This window comes from Pseudonocardia sp. CA-142604 (assembly GCF_050948475.1).
GTDB classification, from domain to species: domain Bacteria; phylum Actinomycetota; class Actinomycetes; order Mycobacteriales; family Pseudonocardiaceae; genus Pseudonocardia; species Pseudonocardia alaniniphila.
Genome location: NZ_CP192045.1, coordinates 1,908,366 through 1,924,799, shown reverse-complemented (window position 1 = coordinate 1,924,799; position 16,434 = coordinate 1,908,366). Strand labels below are relative to the sequence as shown.

Genomic DNA, 16,434 nt, shown 5'->3' with positions numbered 1-16,434 from the left:
TGCCCCCGGTTGGGATCACCGCATGGTGTTCCAACGACAGTAAAGGGGATTTACCATGGCTGAGTACCGGCACCGCGACGACAACAACAACCACAACCGGAGCCGCAGCAGCAGCCGCAGCAGGGCCAGCAACAAGAACAAGATCATCAACAGGATCGTGATCGTCCCACCGAGAAGCCGCCGCCGTCGCTCCTGGTAACCGGCGCTCGGCGGCCCCGCCCCCTCCAGGGCGGGGCCGCTGCCGGTGCCGTCGCGCGAGATGCGGATCAGTGACCGATCGTCGCACCAGGATTCCCTAGTAGGGACAGCACGCGTACCGTACTGCCGTGCATATCCATGCCGTCCGACGCTCGTCCGCAGCACAACACGAGAACGTTGGCCATGGATTGCAGAATAGACGATTGACCCCTCGCGCGATCTTCCTTGCCCGCCCAGCGCGGATGCAATCTTCTCCCCACCCATTGATCGCGTGAGCGCTTTTCCCCGAGTTTGCAGGACGCCACTCTTCTCGAGCGACCGCGCGCCCATCGCCGCCGCGTACAGCCACGGTCACGACACCTGCGCCCTCTCCGACCGGCGCGCGCTCGGCGCGCCAGCCCGCCAGGGCCGGCTTCGCTCGGCCACAGATCAGTCGCCCCCACCCCAGGTCAAGCCCGCTCCCCGACATGCGGCGGGCCCGGCCACGACCTCCCTCGCACACCGCGCAAAGGTTCCCGGCGAACGAGGCCCTCGCATACCCCGATAGATCACTCAGCATTCGTCGATCGGCCGGTTCCATGCCATTTCGCACTGCAGCAGGCGCCCGGCATCGAAGTCCGCGAAACACGCGAAACTGCCGAATAAAAAACTCCTACTCCATTCGAGTGGCATCGACGGAACCGCGATACACGCTGAAGCGTCGGCGCGATCTACCCGCTGGAACCGCCGTACGGGGTTCTCAGTGAAAGGAAGGGGTTTCACCATGGCCGTCTACCGGACCCAGGACCACAAGAACGACGACAGCGACAACGGCAACACGAGGGTCAGCCAGCATGGAGATCGGAACAGGAGCACCAGCCGGAGCCACAACCGGATCACCAACATCAACATTCTGGGCCGCCTCGGCCACCGCTGATCAGTAGCCGGTGCGCGGTGGCCCCACATGCCTGGGGCCACCGCGCCGCTACGCAGATGATCCTGCGATAGGACTCTCACACGGGCACTGGAGGATGAACCCGCCGCTCATTGCAGCAGGACCTCCACATCACCCGACTCCTACGGATTTCACCGATCCGGCACGCACCTGTCTCGCGGTGATGCCGTTTCCCGCCGGGCATTCGAACCAGCGGGCGATCTGCGCCGGCTCAGACGGAGCAAGCGATTCAGCCGCAACCGCCCGCCCCGTTTTCCGGAGCAGATCGCGGCAGATGGCACGCAGTCCGTACCCGGCAGCACGAATCCGACAAGATCGGCGACCGGCGGGCGGGAGCGTGGGACCCGCGGATCGCGGGGGCAAGATCAGCACGGGATCCGCCTATCCGCCCCGCAGAGGGCGCACAGCCAGATCTCGCGACGATCTTCGGGACCCACGCACGGGAACCCGGCCGGGGGCGCCCGCGGGCGGGAGTGAGTCGGACCGTGGGGTGGGTGGAGCAAGATCGGCACGAGATCCGCGCGTTCGCCCCGAGGAGGGCGCACAGCCAGATCTCGCGACGATCTTCGCAACCCATCCACGGGAACCGGCCGACCCGCGAGCAGGAGCGGGGGACCCACGGATCGCTGGAGCAAGACCGGCGACCCGCGGGCCGGAGCGGACGACTCGCGGCTCACGGGTCGCCGCTCGCGGGAGCAAGATCGGCACGAGATCCGCGCGTTCGCCCCGCGGAGGGCGCACAGCCGCATCTCGCGACGATCTTCGCGACCCGCCCACGGGAACCGGCCGACCCGCAAGCAGGAGCGGGGACCCACGGATCGCTGGAGCAAGACCCGCGGGCAGGAGCGGACGACTCGTGGGTCAGGGGTCGCCGCTCGCGGGAGCAAGATCGGCACGAGATCCGCCCGTTCGCCCCGCGAAGGGCGCACAGCCAGATCTCGCGACGATCTTCGCGGCCCACGCACGGGAACCCGGCGACCCACGGACAGGAACGAGGTGGGTGGCGGATGGCGGAGCAAGATCGGCGCGAGATTCGCCGATCCGCCCCGCTAAGGGCGCACAGCCGCATCTCGCGACGATCTTCGCGACCCACGCACGGGAACCCGGCGACCCACGGACAGGAACGCGGCGGGTGGCGGATAGCGGAGCAAGATCGGCGCGAGATCCGCGCGTTCGCCCCGCAGAGGGCGCACAGCCAGATCTCGCGGCGATCTTCGCGACCCACGCACGGGAACCCGGCGACCCACGGACAGGAACGCGGCGGATGGCGGATGGCGGATGGCGGATGGCGGAGCAAGATCGGCGCGAGATCCGCGCCTTCGCCCCGCGAAGGGCGCATAGCCGGACCTCGCGACGATCTTCGTCACCCACGCACCGGAACCGCGCGACCCACGGACGGGAGCGGCCGACTCCGCGGACCGCCGGAGCAAGATCGGCACGAGATCCGCCGATGCGCCCCGCAGAGGGCGCACAGCCGCATCTCGCGACGATCTTCGCGACCCACCCACCGGAACCGGCGACTCGCCGGCACAGGGCTTGTCTGTTCAGCCTGGCAGCCCGCCCGGCGAGGTGGCGGCGAGAGGCCGGCCGAACGCGCTCCCAGGGACACACCCACACCGGCAATCCGGCACGGAGACAGATGCATCCGAGACTCCAGCCTCCCGGGGCAGGGACCTCTCCCTCACCGGCAGGCGCCCCGATCAGCATCGCGGCCACCCCGCGGTGCCGGCATCGATTGCTCCCGGCCGGATCGCCGAACGCGGTTGGATGCCGCGCTACACGTCGATCATGGGCGTCTGCGAGATCTGGCTGCGCCAGCACTGCGGCTCGCGCAGGCAGACGTCTCCCGCTGGTCCCGCCCGGTGCCATGAGCCAGCGGGATGGCCTGGCCGGCCCTCCGGCACACAGAAGCTGTTCGGACCGCGGGTCCGGCACCGGAGCGACGGCACGAGAGTGCCGTCGGGGCTCAGTCGGCTCGGTACGGCGGCGCTGCCCCAGTGGCGTGCCTCAGGACGGCGCTCGCCGACCTCCACCCGGGATGGGCCCCGGAACCTACCCGGACACACCTCAGCGACCCGTAGCCCGCGGCCTCGGACCACGGCGGCACGTGGCGATCGCCGTGCCGCTCGTCGGCCCCGGCAGCGTGCGCACCCGGCGTCCCGGCGCCGAGATGGAGGCGACGTGCGACCCGGCGGCGTGGCCGGGCAGACCTGGGTCGGAGATAGGTGCCCCGGCGAAGGGCCTGGGCCCGTCCTGTCCGCGCTGCTGCGACGTCACCCGAGCCGGGTCGAGCGGGGGCACGACGGCACGGGCGCACGGGCCGACGAGGCCAGGGCCGGGCTTACCCACCGAGCACGTGCGGTTCGGTGCCTTCCGAGCCTCGCGACCCGAGAGGGGCGATCATCCGATTCGCCGGTACCCGACCCGTTCCCGAATCTGATGCCAATTTGCGTTTGATAGTAGGGAGGCCCAAGCTTGGTGGTTCGTTTAATATTGCGGGCTCATATGGGATCCACAGCCAAGTCCAACGGAAGCGCGCGTATGGTGGGCGGCCCGAACGCGCCCTATGGCTCCGCTACTCCGTTTGGGTAGCGTTGGCCCGGAGTTGAAACAGGTCGAGCTTCAGGTACGTTCCATAGTTAGAACGCAACACAGCGTTCCGCAGGGAAATACAAGGGGGCACAACGATGAAGGCATTCGGCAGCATCAACAGCGTCGCCCGACGTAAGCGCTACTGGCGCAAGCCGTGGTGGGACCGGAGCCACCGCTACCACAAGGGTTACTGGTACTGGGGTCGCTGACCCATCGGGCTTGTGGCCCCGCCGGATTCCGGCGGGGCCACCGCCTGGCTCATATGCGCTCTACCTGCAGGTTCACATCAATCGTTGATCTACTCCGGGCATGCGCGTTGCGCATCAGAACACGGGTCGGACCAATCGTCGCCATACTGGTGAAAGCGCCCGAAATGCGAACCGGGTCGCGTCACCGCTCAGCGGCTTGCTCCGCCGGAATGTACCGCGAGAAACTCCCGCTCCCCGCCACGAGGCTCGGGTTGCCCGCGTATGTCCTTCTCCAGGTCGAACAGGCGCCGCGGATTGCCGCTCAGCTGCCGCCGGCCCGGGTGAATCACTCAGTCGGCGCGACGCAGCATTGGTGGTCCGATCGGTCTCCAATGCCGGGATCTCGGCTCGTTGGCCGCCGTTCGACGGCGTGTGACACACCGAGCTCATGGCACGGCGCGGTTTATTTGCAGAACACTGGTTGGCAACGACACCCGCACAACAACTAATAGCTCGGGCGGCACCGGAAGCCAACCCACTTCGACTGGGACTACACGCACAGGTTCCAAGCGTTCGCTCCCCTTGATGCAGCGCCACTGGAAACCCGTCCCAGGTGTGGAAGACCACAGCTGTCAGGTGCCTTATCGGTGGCGTGCCGCCTGATATGCAGACGCCGACGACCCGCCCGGACCGCGGAATACCGCAGGCCCGGATGCAAAATTGCTCAGAGCCAGCCGGTGAAGCGCACGTCAACGACATCGACGCCAGCGCCACGCCGACAGCATGCACGCGTCCAGGCCCGACTTCGGGTGTGACGCCATGAGCACAGGCGGCAACTTCCATAGAACAGAGTGTCGGAGAACCAGGATTGCTCCGTTCGAGCGTTTGAAGCCGAAATTCCGAACTGCACGGACTCCGGGCACGTGTAGATGCATGAGGGCCAACACTGCATCCAAACGGGCCGAACAGGAGCGAGCAGGAGAATGAGGGCACAGAGGTTCAGCGCCGTCGGGCTGGCCGACAGGAGAATCCGAAGGAACATCCAGCACGACGATCTCAGCAACACCGGCCACGACTACCGGTGCGCGACCGACGACGACTGACGGGACGACCGGCGACCGAGTGGTCACGCTGGGGTGCCTCGCGACACCGCTAGCCCAGCACACGGGCTCTACCAGGGGATTTACGGTGATCCCCCAGATCCTGTCCGACCCGAGGTGACGTTTACCGGTGGACACAGAGAACGTGGCCTTCCGGAGTTCAACCGGAACGAGGTGGACACCCCTCCGACGAAGAGCAGCATCCCAGCCGCCTCGAGCACTCGCCCGCACGGAGCCGAAGGCGTGTCTCAATAGCGGCTTTACTACCGTTTCTGCACGCTGCCCGATTCGTCCGCGATTTCAGATCCTCACGCACCGGCGGTTCGCCACGGTGCGGGAATCTGAGCCGGGTGCCAGGACGCCTGACGTAGGGTCAGTAAGAGTTGACCGACGGCACAGAGAATGCGCGATCAGTGGCCCCGCACACACCGAGACCAATGCCAGATAAAACAAGTTCTCGACCAGCCCTTTAATGACTGAGTTCACACGATAACGACGTCGGCAACCACCAAGATCGCGTACTATATGCGGCCGCTAAAACTGAAATAACTGCTACTCCATTCGGGTAATCTCGGCCGAGATTGGGATCCACTCGGGCTGCACCTGGGTTCTACAGTTAGAACGCCACACGACGTTCTGAACTGACGCAGAAAGGAGCGCTTACATGAGCGCCGGCAAGTTCAGGTTTGTTTCGAGCCTCTACCACGGCCACGGACACGGCCACGGACACGGCCACAGCTACGGCCACGGACACGGCCACAGCCACTACGGCCACGGACACGGCCACAGCCACTACGGCCACGGGCACAGCCACGGACACGGCCACGGTGGCTACGGCCACGGACACGGCCACGGCGGCCACGGACACGGCTACTGATCGATCTACCGGGGTGGCCTCGCCAAAGTGGGCGGGGCCACCCGGTGGCCCGGGGTTGAGAAAAAATGAGCGCACGTCACGCCAAGCACGCGTCCGACACGCCGACGACGCGATTCGCCGTCACCGATCTGCTGGTGGCCTCAGACCTCCGGCCGGAAGCGCCGGCGATGAGCCTGACCAGCATCTTTCGCCGCTTCTGGCCCGAGACACGTCCGTTTCGGGGTCGGGTGTGGCTGAGTCTGATGTTCGTCGTGGTGGGTCCGTTGTTGAGCGCCGCGACGATCTACCTGCTCAAGATCCTGATCGACGACGTGCTGCAGCCGCACGACTTCCATCTCTTCCCCGAGGTCGCAGGCGCCTACCTCGTGCTGACCGTGCTCGGCGGCGTCATCTCGTTCTTCGACGAGTACCTAGCGGCCTACATCGGCGAGCGGCTCATCTTCAACCTGCGGAGCAAGGTGTTCGGTCACCTGCACCGCCAGTCGTCGGCCTTCTTCGACCGTAACGAGCTGGGCGACATCCTCTCCCGGCTGACCGGCGACATCACGGCGATCGAGCTCCTCATCCTCTCCGGGCTGGGCACGGCGCTGACCTATGTGTTCGAACTCGCATTCTTCGTCGCTGCGCTGTTCTACCTCGACTGGCGCCTCGCCATCGCTTCGCTGATCGCCGCGCCGGGCTTCCTTCTCATCGCCCGCTCCTTCTCGAGCCGGATCAAGTCGGCGTCCGGGGAGAAGCGGCGCAAGACCGGCTCGATCACGTCGGTCGCCGAGGAGAGCTTCAGCAACGCCTCGCTGGTGCGCGCCTACGACCGGTGGGACGACGAGCAGCGCCGGTTCGACAAGGAGAACCTCGCGAGCTTCCGCGCCCAGATGCGTGCCACCCGCCTGCAGGCTCTGTTCTCCCCGCTGACCGACCTGCTCGAGGTGGTCGGCGTCCTGCTGGTGGTGGGGTTCGCCGTGTGGGAGCTCTCCAACAACAACATCACCCTCGGTGGCGTGCTGGCCTTCGTCGCCTACCTCACCCAGCTCTACGGGCCGATCCAGGGCATCGGCAACCTGACCAACGAGCTGTTCTCCGCCAGCGCGGGGGCCGAGCGGGTGATCGAGCTCCTCGACCTGGAACCCGCTGTCGACGAGCCCGCCAAGCCTGAACCGCTGGAGCGCGCCGGTGGTGAGCTTCGGGTGAGCAACCTCTCCTTCCACTACCCGGACACGGACAAGCCCGCGTTGTCCGACATCGACTTCACCGTCGAGCCGGGGCAGCGCATCGCGCTGGTCGGTCCGAGCGGGGCCGGCAAGTCGACGCTGGCGAAGTTGATCCTGCGGTTCTTCGACCCCGATTCGGGGTCCATCACGCTCGACGGTCACAACCTGCGCGACCTGGCCCTGGCCGACCTCAAACGCAACATCACACCGGTGCTGCAGGAGACGCTCGTCTTCGACGGCACGATCCGCGACAACATCCTCTGGGGCCGGCCGGACGCGACCGAGGAAGAGGTCATCGAGGCCGCCACCGCGGCCGACGCCAACTCCTTCATCAACCAGCTGCCCAAGGGCTACGACACCCGCATCGGACAGCGCGGCCGGCTGCTCTCCGGTGGCCAGCGCCAGCGGATCGCCATTGCCCGAGCGATGATCCGCAACCCTCCGGTGCTGCTGCTCGACGAGCCCACCACCGGCCTCGACGCCGAGTCGACCAGGCGCATCCTCGTGCCGCTGCGCCGGCTCATGGCCGGCCGCACCACGATCGTCATCTCGCACAACCTGCTCACCGTGACCGACGCGGACCGGATCCTGTACCTGGAGAAGGGCCGTATCACCGCAGCCGGCACCCACACCGAGCTGCTCACCACGAGCCCCGGTTACGCCGAGCTCTACCGGCTGCACGCAGCGCCCACCAAACCGCGACCGACCCCTCGGCCGCGAGAGTCTCCTGAGGCGAACGGTGCGGTGCTGAGCTCGAAGCTGAGCTAGGGCCTGCCAACGAGTTCTGCCGAACGGCCCCGCGGGGGCGGCCTTGCTCCGTACCGTCCGCGCCATGGACGGAGATCAGTGGCTCGCCTCCTACCGGGAGCGGCTGCAGGAGTTCGGGGCCAGGGCCACGCAGGCGCAGCGGGCGCTGGCGGAGGTCTCGGCCAGTGCGACGAGCCGGGACGGCGCAGTCACCGTCACGGTCGACCCGGCCGGTGCGATGCAGCGGCTGGTGCTGTCCGAGCGCACCGAGACCATGACCAGGGTGCAGCTCGCTGCGGCCGTGGTGGCCACTGCCCATGAGGCCCGGGCCGAGGCCGCTCGGCGGGCCACCGCCGCCGTCGCGCCGCTGATCGGGCCCGAGGCCACGGAGATCCTGCGGTCCCATCTGCCGGACGGTGAGCGATGACCGACGGGTTCGAGGTCGACGACGTGGCGCTCCACGCTCACGCCACGCAGGTCGACGCACTCGCCGCCCGGATGCGCGCGGTCGCGGCCGCCGCCCGGCCGCTCGACCTCAGCGCCTACGGGCAGATCGGGCAGATCTTCGCCGGCGCCGCGAGCGAGGCGGCCCGGGCCGGATCGCTCGTCGTCGGGAGCCTGGCCGAGCAGGCCTGGGCGATCGCCGACGGGGTGCGCGCCACCTCCGAGGCCTACCGAGCGGTCGAACGCCGCACCACCACCGGCTTCGGGCAGGCGCGATGACCGAGATCCCCACCGGCGACTCCCTCGTCGCGGAGCGCGAGCCGACCTCCGATCTGGAGGGCGCGGGAGTCGTCTCGAGCTGGGCGGACGTCGCCGACGCTGTGGGAAAGCCGACTCCTGACGGTATGGAGATCGCCTGGGCGGCCGCGGGCGCGGGCCTCGACACGCTGGGCGCCATCGCCGACCCGTTCGACGCGCTGATGTCGTCGAGCATCGGATGGCTGATCGAACACGTCTGGTTCCTGCGCGAGCCGCTCGACGCGCTGGCGGGCGACCCTCTGCAGGTCACCGCCCAGGCGCAGACCTGGAGCAACATCGCCGGTGAACTTCGCGCGGTGGCTGCCGACCACACCGCGGCGCAGGTGACGGGCTGGGCAGGTCCCGCGGGTGAGGCCTACCGGGGCGCGGTGGACCGGTACACCGGCGCGGTCGTCGACGTGGCCGCGACGGCCGACCAGCTCGCGCAGCTCGTGCTCGGCTCGGGGGCGGCCGTCGGCACCGTCCGCGCCCTGGTCCGGGACCTCATCGCCGACTTCCTCATCTGGGTTGCACGCACCGCGCTCGCCGCGCTGGCAGCCGCGACCGTCACGCTGACCGGGTCCACCGCCGCCGCGATCACCGCGGTTGCGCTGGAGGCCTACCGCCTCGCCCGCACGATCGCCGAGCGCATCTCCTCATTGCTCGATGCGCTGTCGGACGCCGCCACCACGGCAGGAGCGCTCGTTGCCGGGATGCGCCAGACGGCAGCCGACGCACGAGCAGGAGCTCATTACATGCAGGAGCCGCTCGGACAGGTGCCCGCCGCGGAAGTGGTCGAGGCGGGCAAGCAGTTCTCCAGCGCGGCGCTCGAGAGCCCACCGCCGCAGCAGCCCTCGCGATGACCTCGCCGTCCCGAAATCGGGTGAACCACCCAGGCCCGACACACGTGTCCTTTGACGTGTCGGCCAGCCCCGAACTGGTCGCCTGATCGAGGAGCTCCCCGTGCACCTACCCCGATTCCTCCCCATCGCGGCACTCGCCGCCGCCACCCTGGCGCTCAGCGCGTGCAGCGCAGACGCAGGCGGCGGCTACACGTCGGACCCCGCTCCCCTGTCTGCCCCCTCGGCACAGCCGCCCTCGGACAGCGGTTCCGGTGCCTCCGCCCCCGCAGCCGCCCCCACCGAAGGGGGCGCGGTGCTAGTGGCCCGCGACACCCCCGCGCTCGGCACGATCGTCACGGACGGCCAGGGCTACGCGCTCTACCGCTTCGACCAGGACAAAGCGAAGCCCCCGACGGCCACGTGCGAAGGCGAGTGCGCAGCGAAGTGGCCGCCGATCATCGTCGACCCGGAAGGAAAGCTCTCGCTCACGGGCGTCGACCAGTCTCTGATCGGCATGGTCCAGCGCTCCGACGGCACGAGCCAGCTCACGCTCGGCGGTTGGGCGCTCTACCGCTACTCCGGCGACACGCCGGGCACGACGAAGGGCCAGGCGATCGGCAACACGTGGTTCGCGGCCACCCCGGAGGGCAAGAAAGCTCCGGCGACACCGTGATACCCACACGGACCGCCGCGCGGTGCGGGGGCAGGATGGGCCCATGGCACAGGTGACAGCCCGAGCAGAACGCACGATCGACGCTCCTGCGGAGCGTGTGCGAGCGGCGCTGGCGGACTACGAGACGGTCCGGCCGACGATCCTCACGGAGCACTACGGCGACTACCGCGTGGAGGCAGGCGGCACCGGAGCCGGCAGCCGCGTGCACTGGACCCTGCAGGCGACGAAGAGCCGCGTGCGTGACCAGTTGGTGGAGGTCAGCGTCCCGGCCGAGGACCGCATCGTCGAGCGCGACACGAACTCCAGCATGGTCACCACGTGGACGGTCACGCCGGCAGGCGCCGACCGCTCCGTGGTGTCGGTAGAGACCACGTGGAACGGCGCGAGCGGGATCGGCGGCTTCTTCGAGCGGACGTTCGCGCCGAAGGGCCTCCAGCGGATCCACGACGGGGTGCTGTCCAACCTCGTGGGCGTCGTCCGTTCCTGAGGTCGGCCCCTGGTCCGGTCCGTTGTCAGCTCGACCCGATCGGGACGGGTCGAACCACGGCGGCGTGCAGCGCTGCGTGCGCAGCCACAGCGCGCATGCGCTGCACGTCCACGGCAACTCGGTGCGGATGCCTGCGGCCCGATCAGCCCTGCAGCAGCGGTGCCTTGCGGGCACCGAACATGATGAACCCTGACACGAAGGTGCCGACAGCGCCGACCATGAGCGCGGCGTGGCCCCAGTTCGAGCCGCTCGCCAGCATTCCCGTGACGATCGCGCCGGCCACGATCGCGCCGGGCTGGGACAGAGCGTTGAGGAATGCGGTGCCCGTGGCACGGCACGTCGTGTCGTAGCACTCACCCATGTAGAACAGCAGCGCCGCGTACGGCCCGATCAGGAAGAACAATCCGAGCGAGTAGAGGATCACGACGCTGATCGTGCCGTTGGCGACGGTCAGCATCAGCGCGAAGAGGATTCCCGAGATGATCCATCCGAACGCGATGACGTTGCGGCGGCCCAGCCGGTCGCCGAGAAATCCGTGCGTCACATAGCCGACGTAGCCCACGGCGTTCGCCACGATGAGGAGCACCAGCGAGTTGGTGAAACTGACGTGCTTGCCCTCGGTGAGCACCGTGGTCCCGAGCACGCTGAAGAGCTGGATTCCGAACCAGTTGATGAACCAGGCGAGGCCGAGCACCAGCGTGTTGCGCAGCGCCTGACCCTTGAAGATCGCTGTCAACGGAGCGGCGGGCCGCTCGTCCACGCCGTAGGAACGCGCCAGTTCGGTGGCCTCGGCGTGCCTGCCGCGCTTGCGCAGCGCGCGCAGTTGCAACTCGAGCTCGAACTGCGGGCTCTCCCGCAGCCCGCGCCGCATCAGCGCGATGAGCACGGCCGGGAACACGGCGAGGAGGAAGCAGCCGCGCCAGCCGATCGTCGGCAGGAAGATCGCGACCCAGGCCGAGGCCAGGAGCACGCCGAGCGGCCAGCCGCCCTGCACGAGGCTGTAGATCAGGCCGCGCCGCCTCTTGATCGCCTCGTCGTCGGTGACGGCGTAGATCTCGTTGAGGTAGGTGGCGTTGACCGCCTGCTCGGACAGTCCGAGTCCGCCGAGGGATCGGACGCCGATGAGGTATGCGGCGCTCGGCGTCACGGCCGAGAGTGCCGACGCCACCGCCGTACCCGAGACGGTGAGGATCATCCCCTTGCGGCGGCCGATGCGGTCGGTGATCGGCCCGACGGCCAGAGCGATGACCGCGGTGGTGACCGAGACCAGGGTGGAAATGAACGACGCCGTGGCGTCGTCCCATCCGAAACTGCTGGAGATCTGCGGCAGCAGCGTGCCGAACATGATGTAGTCGAACACGGCGAAAAGCCAGGCGAAGAAGGCGATGGTGGTCGCCTTCCGAGTGGCTCGAACACCCACCCGGGAAAAGGTTCGGTATGGCTGCGGCGTGCTTGTCTCCGGTACAGCGGACATGATGGTGGCCTCTTCGAAATAGAACGGAAACAGGGGAGCAGTACTCAGGGCCGCGCGAAACGGCTCAGATGATCGTCGTCGATCTCGTCGACCCTCGCCCTGCGATGGTCATGGTGAACGAGCCGGTGAAGAGACCACGGGAGATGTCGCATGGCGAGTCCTCGCCGCCGCACGCATCGAGCCGGGCCACCACCGCGCCGACATCGACGCCAAAAGCGACAAAGACTTCCTTGGACACCAACCGGTCCTCTCGGTTCTCATCGGTGGCAGGTCGACGCGCACTCGCCACTAAAGGCTCAGATAACGCTGCAGTCCGGACCGGACGATGTCAATGCACTCCGTCGTTACGGTCATGAAAACCGCACGACCCATCGCGGTTGAACGATCGGCGCTTTCGGGCGATAAGTCCGGACGGGAAATCCGCTCGCTCCATGCGCGCGCCGCCCCGCCGGAACCGGAGGGCGACGAGGATGGCGCCGGCCGCTCACAGCCGCCAGCATGACGGGCGGCGGGTGATCACCCGTCCCGAGGAGAGGAGCGGCCATCACTCCATACAGCGAGACCGGCATCGTCGCCGTGGCGGGCGAGGCGCTCGTCGACCTCGTCCCGGCCCCCGCGAACGGCTACTTCGAAGTGGCACCGGGCGGCAGCCCGGCCAACGTCGCCGTCGCCCTGTCCCGGCTGGGTGTGCCCGCGCGGCTGCTCGCCCGCATCGCGGACGACATGCTCGGCCGCCGGATCCGCGAGCACCTCACCGTCAACGGCGTCGAGCTCGACCATGCGGTGCACGCCCGCGAGCAGACGTCGATGGCGATGGTGGCCGTCGACTCCGACGGAGGGCCGAGCTACGACTTCCGGATCACCGGCACCGCCGACTGGCAGTGGACACCGGAGGAGCTGGCCGGGGCGCTCGACGGACCGGTCGTCGCACTGCACTCCGGTTCGCTGGCCCTGACCACCCCACCCGGCGCCGCCGTCCTGCGCGACCTGCTCACCCGTGCCGCGCCCACCGCCACGATCAGCTACGACCCCAACTGCCGCCCGCTGCTCATGGGCGATCCCGCCGAGGTGCTCGCCTGTGCGCACGAGGTGCTCGCCGTGGCCGACGTTGTCAAGGTGAGCAGCGAGGATCTCGAATGGCTCGTCCCCGGCTCGACGCTGGAGGCCGTGCTGGAGGACTGGCTCGGCCGCGGGCCCGCGATCGTCGCCGTCACCCTCGGCGGCGAGGGCGCACTGGCCGGCACAGCCACGGGTGTGCGCACGCGGCGGCCGGGCGTGGCCGTTCCCGTCGTCGACACCGTGGGCGCGGGCGACACGTTCTCCGCAGCCCTGCTCGCCGGGCTGCACCGGAGGCACCTGCTCGGTGCGGCCGCCCGCCCCGGCCTGCGTGGCGTCGACGCCGAGACACTGGACGCCCTGCTCGACGAGGCCGTCACGGCCGCGGCCATCACCTGTTCCCGGCGCGGAGCCGACCCACCCACCGCCGACGACCTGCTGGCCCGCCGCCCCTGATCGCCTGCCTCAGCCGCGACATGGACACATATCGCACAAAGAAACCGCGCACGTTGCGCGACACGTGTCCATGTCGCCGAGGGGTCGCAGGTGCGTCAGGAATGTCAGCGGGTGCGTGTGAGGAGACGGTCGAGCGGGTGGGTGTTCAGCACTCGGTCCGTGGGCACCTCGCATGCCGCCGCGCGTTCGCACCCGTTGCGGAGCCAGTCGAGCTGCCCCGGCGCGTGGGCGTCGGTGTCGATCGTGAACGAGCAGCCCGCCTCCACCGCCAGCCGGAGGAGCCGCTTGGGCGGATCCAGCCGCTCGGGCCGTGAGTTCACCTCCACCGCGACGCCGTACTCCGCGCAGGCGGCGAACACCTCGTGGGCGTCGAACTGCGACTCCGGGCGCTTGCGGTTGCCCGTGACCATCCGGCCTGTGCAGTGGCCCAGCACGTCGACGCGCGGGTTCGCGACGGCCGTGAGCATCCGCTCGGTCATCTCGGCACGGGGCATCCGCAGTTTCGAGTGCACCGACGCGACCACGACGTCCAGCTCGGCGAGCAGGTCGTCGTCCTGGTCGAGCGAGCCGTCCTCGTTGATGTCGACCTCGATCCCCGTGAGCACACGGAAACCGTCGCCGAGCTCGGCGTTGAGCTCGGCGATCTGCCTGATCTGGGCGCGCAGGCGATCGGCGGACAGCCCGTTCGCGACGGTCAGCCGCGGCGAGTGATCCGTGATCACCATGTACTCGTGGCCCAGCTCCCGCGCGGTCTGCACCATCTCCCGCAGCGGGGAGCCGCCGTCGGACGCGTCGGTGTGGGTGTGGCAGTCGCCCCGGATCGCCGACCGCAGCGCTGTGGCGGCCTCGTCGAGCGGAGGGAGTTCCGTCTCCTCCAGCTTGCGCAGGTAGTCGGGCTCCTGCCCCGCGACCGACTCCGTCACGCAGCGCGCGGTGACCTCACCCACGCCTTTCAGCCGCACCAGCTCGCCCGTGCGGACCAGGCTCGCGATCTCGTCGGCGTCGCGCTTGTCCAGCACCGCGGCCGCCGTGCGGAACGCGCGCACGCGATAGGTGGACTCGTGCGCCCGCTCCAGCAGGAAGGCGATCCGGCGTAGATCGGCAACGGCGTCCCGGGCTTCGTTCACGACGGCGATGGTGCCACGGGGACTCGGCCAAGCCGTCGAACCGGACGCCCGCCAGGCGCAGGGAACCCACGTGGTCCGAGCCGGACGAGCCGCGCAGAAGAACGGGCGACTCACGGGAAGTCCCGCGGGTCGCCCGTTCTGTGTGAGTCGGGCCAGGGCTCAGCGAAGCCAGCGGCGGTTGCGGCGCTTCCAGGCCTGCGCCCACAGCGCCGGGAGGTCGCGCTCGATCTCGTCGGCACGGGCGGCGTCGCGCCCGTACAGCAGTCCGAAACTGAAGCCGTTCTCCCCAGCCGGGTGCGCCAGCGTGCCCAGCTCGCGCAGCGTCTCGCGGGCGACCACGGTGTCCTGGTGCTCACCGAGCGCCGACTGGAAGCCCTTGAGCGCCTTCGCGAACTGCTTCGCGTCCTTCCCCACGGGCGGCGTGGCCACCTCCGTGGCGTACCGGAGGCGCTTCCCGGCCTTGCGAGCGCTGTGCACCGCGACGTCCCGCTCGGACTCCTCGGCCGTCGGGTCGTGGGCGATCTTCACCGCATCCTCCAACCGCTTGGCGGTGCGGGCCACCAGCTTGGGCATCTCCTTGCGTGCGGGACGGGCGGCGAGCTTCGTCAGCGGGGGCCGCTCCACCAGCGCGTCGATGGCCGAGCGCAGCTTGGCGTGGCGCTCGCTGTCGAGCTCGGTGAGCACAGCGGCGTTGGCCTCCGCCTCGGCACGGGCGAAGTACCGCGTCATCAGCGCCTGTGCGGGGCCGAGCCGCAGCTCCGGCGGGAGCGCGGCGAGCCCGTCCGAGATCCGCTCGTGGAGCACCTCGGCGTCGCGGGCGGGGGCGAGCGCGCGGCCCAGCTCACGCAAGCCGTCGACGATCGGGTCCGTGCGCTTACGGTCGAGCAGCTTGCGGTAGGCCTGCAGGGCGCTGCGCATGCGGCGGGATGCGACGCGCATCTGGTGCACGGAGTCCGGTCCGCCGCGGCGCACGCGCAGCTCCTCGGCCGCCAGCCGGTCGGCCTGGGCCGCGATGTACTCCAGCAGCACCGCCCCGGCCGAGCCGCGCTTGCCTGCCTTCACCGGACGAGCCTTGGGGGCCGGTCGGAGCAGGCGGTCCAGCTCCTCGTCGGGCGCGGTCCCGGCGTTCCGCAGCCCGCTCTCGGTGAACCGTTTCTGCAGCTCGGCGAGGAGTGAGTCGTCGGCGGCGGTGTCGCGCAGCTCGACCTCTGTCCAGGCCTCCACCTCGGTGGCGCTGCCCAGAGTGGCAAGGGTGACCTCGTCGTGCACCACCACCGCGATCGGGCGGTCGCCCTCGCCGTACAGACGCGCTTCGGTGCGCACCCGCCGGATCCGGCCGGCGGGCCGGACGGCACGATCACGCGCGGCCCCGCGGATCAGCTCCGCGAGCTCGCCCGGCACGGCGGGAGCGACCCCGGCGTCCGGCGCGAGCGGGACGCGCAGGTCCTCGGCAGGGCCGCCGTCGGGGAGGTGGAGGTGCCACTGCGGCGGGCCTTCCGGCATCCGGTGCAGGGTCAGGGTGATGCCGGCTGACGCGAGCCGGCGGTCGTCGGTGTCGTAGCGCTCGGTCTCGAGCACCTGTTGGGGAAGGACCACGTCGCGACGGACCCCCGGGAGAGCGGCGAGGCGGGGGACTCCCGATCCTGCTGGTCCGCGGTAGGTCCGGTCCGAGGTGCGGGTCGTCGTCTCAGTCATCCGATCAGTGTGCCCGCGTCGGCGCGTCGAGATGCAATC

Annotated in this window: 14 protein-coding genes; 10 read left to right on the top strand and 4 right to left on the bottom strand. The window is 69.3% G+C overall.

All coding sequences use genetic code 11. The features are described from left to right. Positions 1–55 precede the first annotated feature (55 nt). The 9 genes from ACQPZQ_RS08775 to ACQPZQ_RS08735 all read left to right on the top strand — a co-directional run bounded on the left by ACQPZQ_RS08775 (position 56) and on the right by ACQPZQ_RS08735 (position 10,587). On the top strand, positions 56–199 hold the full coding sequence (locus ACQPZQ_RS08775; RefSeq protein WP_433293884.1) for a hypothetical protein: 144 nt from the start codon (positions 56–58) through the stop codon (positions 197–199). Positions 200–961: 762 nt separating this feature from the next. Next, entirely contained in the window at positions 962–1,114 is a 153-nt protein-coding gene (locus ACQPZQ_RS08770; protein ID WP_433293882.1) for a hypothetical protein, read from the top strand. Between the two features lie 4,562 nt (positions 1,115–5,676). Beyond that, positions 5,677–5,889, top strand: coding sequence for a hypothetical protein (locus ACQPZQ_RS08765; RefSeq protein WP_433293880.1), 213 nt, complete (start codon positions 5,677–5,679; stop codon positions 5,887–5,889). Between the two features lie 65 nt (positions 5,890–5,954). Then, entirely contained in the window at positions 5,955–7,865 is a 1,911-nt protein-coding gene (locus tag ACQPZQ_RS08760) for an ABC transporter ATP-binding protein (RefSeq protein ID WP_433293877.1), read from the top strand. Between the two features lie 64 nt (positions 7,866–7,929). Beyond that, entirely contained in the window at positions 7,930–8,271 is a 342-nt protein-coding gene (locus ACQPZQ_RS08755) for a YbaB/EbfC family nucleoid-associated protein (RefSeq protein ID WP_433293875.1), read from the top strand. Continuing rightward, positions 8,268–8,567, top strand: a complete 300-nt coding sequence (locus ACQPZQ_RS08750; protein WP_433293873.1) for a hypothetical protein — start codon at positions 8,268–8,270, stop codon at positions 8,565–8,567. Before ACQPZQ_RS08755 ends, ACQPZQ_RS08750 begins: the two co-directional genes overlap by 4 nt. After that, entirely contained in the window at positions 8,564–9,448 is an 885-nt protein-coding gene (locus ACQPZQ_RS08745; RefSeq protein WP_433293870.1) for a WXG100 family type VII secretion target, read from the top strand. The genes ACQPZQ_RS08750 and ACQPZQ_RS08745 overlap by 4 nt, the downstream gene beginning before the upstream one ends. Positions 9,449–9,548: 100 nt before the next feature. After that, entirely contained in the window at positions 9,549–10,100 is a 552-nt protein-coding gene (locus ACQPZQ_RS08740) for a hypothetical protein (protein ID WP_433293868.1), read from the top strand. Between the two features lie 43 nt (positions 10,101–10,143). Next, the gene (locus ACQPZQ_RS08735; RefSeq protein ID WP_344729268.1) at positions 10,144–10,587 is read left to right on the top strand and encodes an SRPBCC family protein; all 444 of its coding nucleotides are present in this window, start codon (positions 10,144–10,146) and stop codon (positions 10,585–10,587) included. A gap of 142 nt (positions 10,588–10,729) precedes the next feature. On the opposite strand, the gene ACQPZQ_RS08730 is transcribed toward ACQPZQ_RS08735, so the two are convergent. Both ACQPZQ_RS08730 and ACQPZQ_RS08725 read right to left on the bottom strand, forming a co-directional pair. After that, the gene (locus tag ACQPZQ_RS08730) at positions 10,730–12,007 is read right to left on the bottom strand and encodes an MFS transporter (RefSeq protein ID WP_433293865.1); all 1,278 of its coding nucleotides are present in this window, start codon (positions 12,005–12,007) and stop codon (positions 10,730–10,732) included. Between the two features lie 118 nt (positions 12,008–12,125). After that, complete coding sequence (locus ACQPZQ_RS08725) at positions 12,126–12,299, bottom strand: hypothetical protein (RefSeq protein WP_433293863.1); 174 nt, start codon at positions 12,297–12,299, stop codon at positions 12,126–12,128. 338 nt (positions 12,300–12,637) lie between these two features. Between ACQPZQ_RS08725 and ACQPZQ_RS08720 the strand changes: the two genes are divergently transcribed. Further along, on the top strand, positions 12,638–13,573 hold the full coding sequence (locus ACQPZQ_RS08720) for a carbohydrate kinase family protein (protein ID WP_433293861.1): 936 nt from the start codon (positions 12,638–12,640) through the stop codon (positions 13,571–13,573). Between the two features lie 104 nt (positions 13,574–13,677). On the opposite strand, the gene ACQPZQ_RS08715 is transcribed toward ACQPZQ_RS08720, so the two are convergent. Continuing rightward, positions 13,678–14,700, bottom strand: a complete 1,023-nt coding sequence (locus ACQPZQ_RS08715) for a PHP domain-containing protein (protein ID WP_433293859.1) — start codon at positions 14,698–14,700, stop codon at positions 13,678–13,680. Between the two features lie 159 nt (positions 14,701–14,859). Continuing rightward, the gene (locus tag ACQPZQ_RS08710; RefSeq protein ID WP_433293857.1) at positions 14,860–16,395 is read right to left on the bottom strand and encodes a CHAD domain-containing protein; all 1,536 of its coding nucleotides are present in this window, start codon (positions 16,393–16,395) and stop codon (positions 14,860–14,862) included. Positions 16,396–16,434 lie beyond the last annotated feature (39 nt).

Coding starts and splice junctions, on each gene's coding strand:
- ACQPZQ_RS08750 (WP_433293873.1), top strand. CDS start 8,268: ATGACCGACGGGTTCGAGGTCGACGACGTGGCGCTCCACGCTCACGCC.
- ACQPZQ_RS08745 (WP_433293870.1), top strand. CDS start 8,564: ATGACCGAGATCCCCACCGGCGACTCCCTCGTCGCGGAGCGCGAGCCG.
- ACQPZQ_RS08735 (WP_344729268.1), top strand. CDS start 10,144: ATGGCACAGGTGACAGCCCGAGCAGAACGCACGATCGACGCTCCTGCG.
- ACQPZQ_RS08760 (WP_433293877.1), top strand. CDS start 5,955: ATGAGCGCACGTCACGCCAAGCACGCGTCCGACACGCCGACGACGCGA.
- ACQPZQ_RS08765 (WP_433293880.1), top strand. CDS start 5,677: ATGAGCGCCGGCAAGTTCAGGTTTGTTTCGAGCCTCTACCACGGCCAC.
- ACQPZQ_RS08710 (WP_433293857.1), bottom strand. CDS start 16,395: ATGACTGAGACGACGACCCGCACCTCGGACCGGACCTACCGCGGACCA.
- ACQPZQ_RS08770 (WP_433293882.1), top strand. CDS start 962: ATGGCCGTCTACCGGACCCAGGACCACAAGAACGACGACAGCGACAAC.
- ACQPZQ_RS08775 (WP_433293884.1), top strand. CDS start 56: ATGGCTGAGTACCGGCACCGCGACGACAACAACAACCACAACCGGAGC.
- ACQPZQ_RS08755 (WP_433293875.1), top strand. CDS start 7,930: ATGGACGGAGATCAGTGGCTCGCCTCCTACCGGGAGCGGCTGCAGGAG.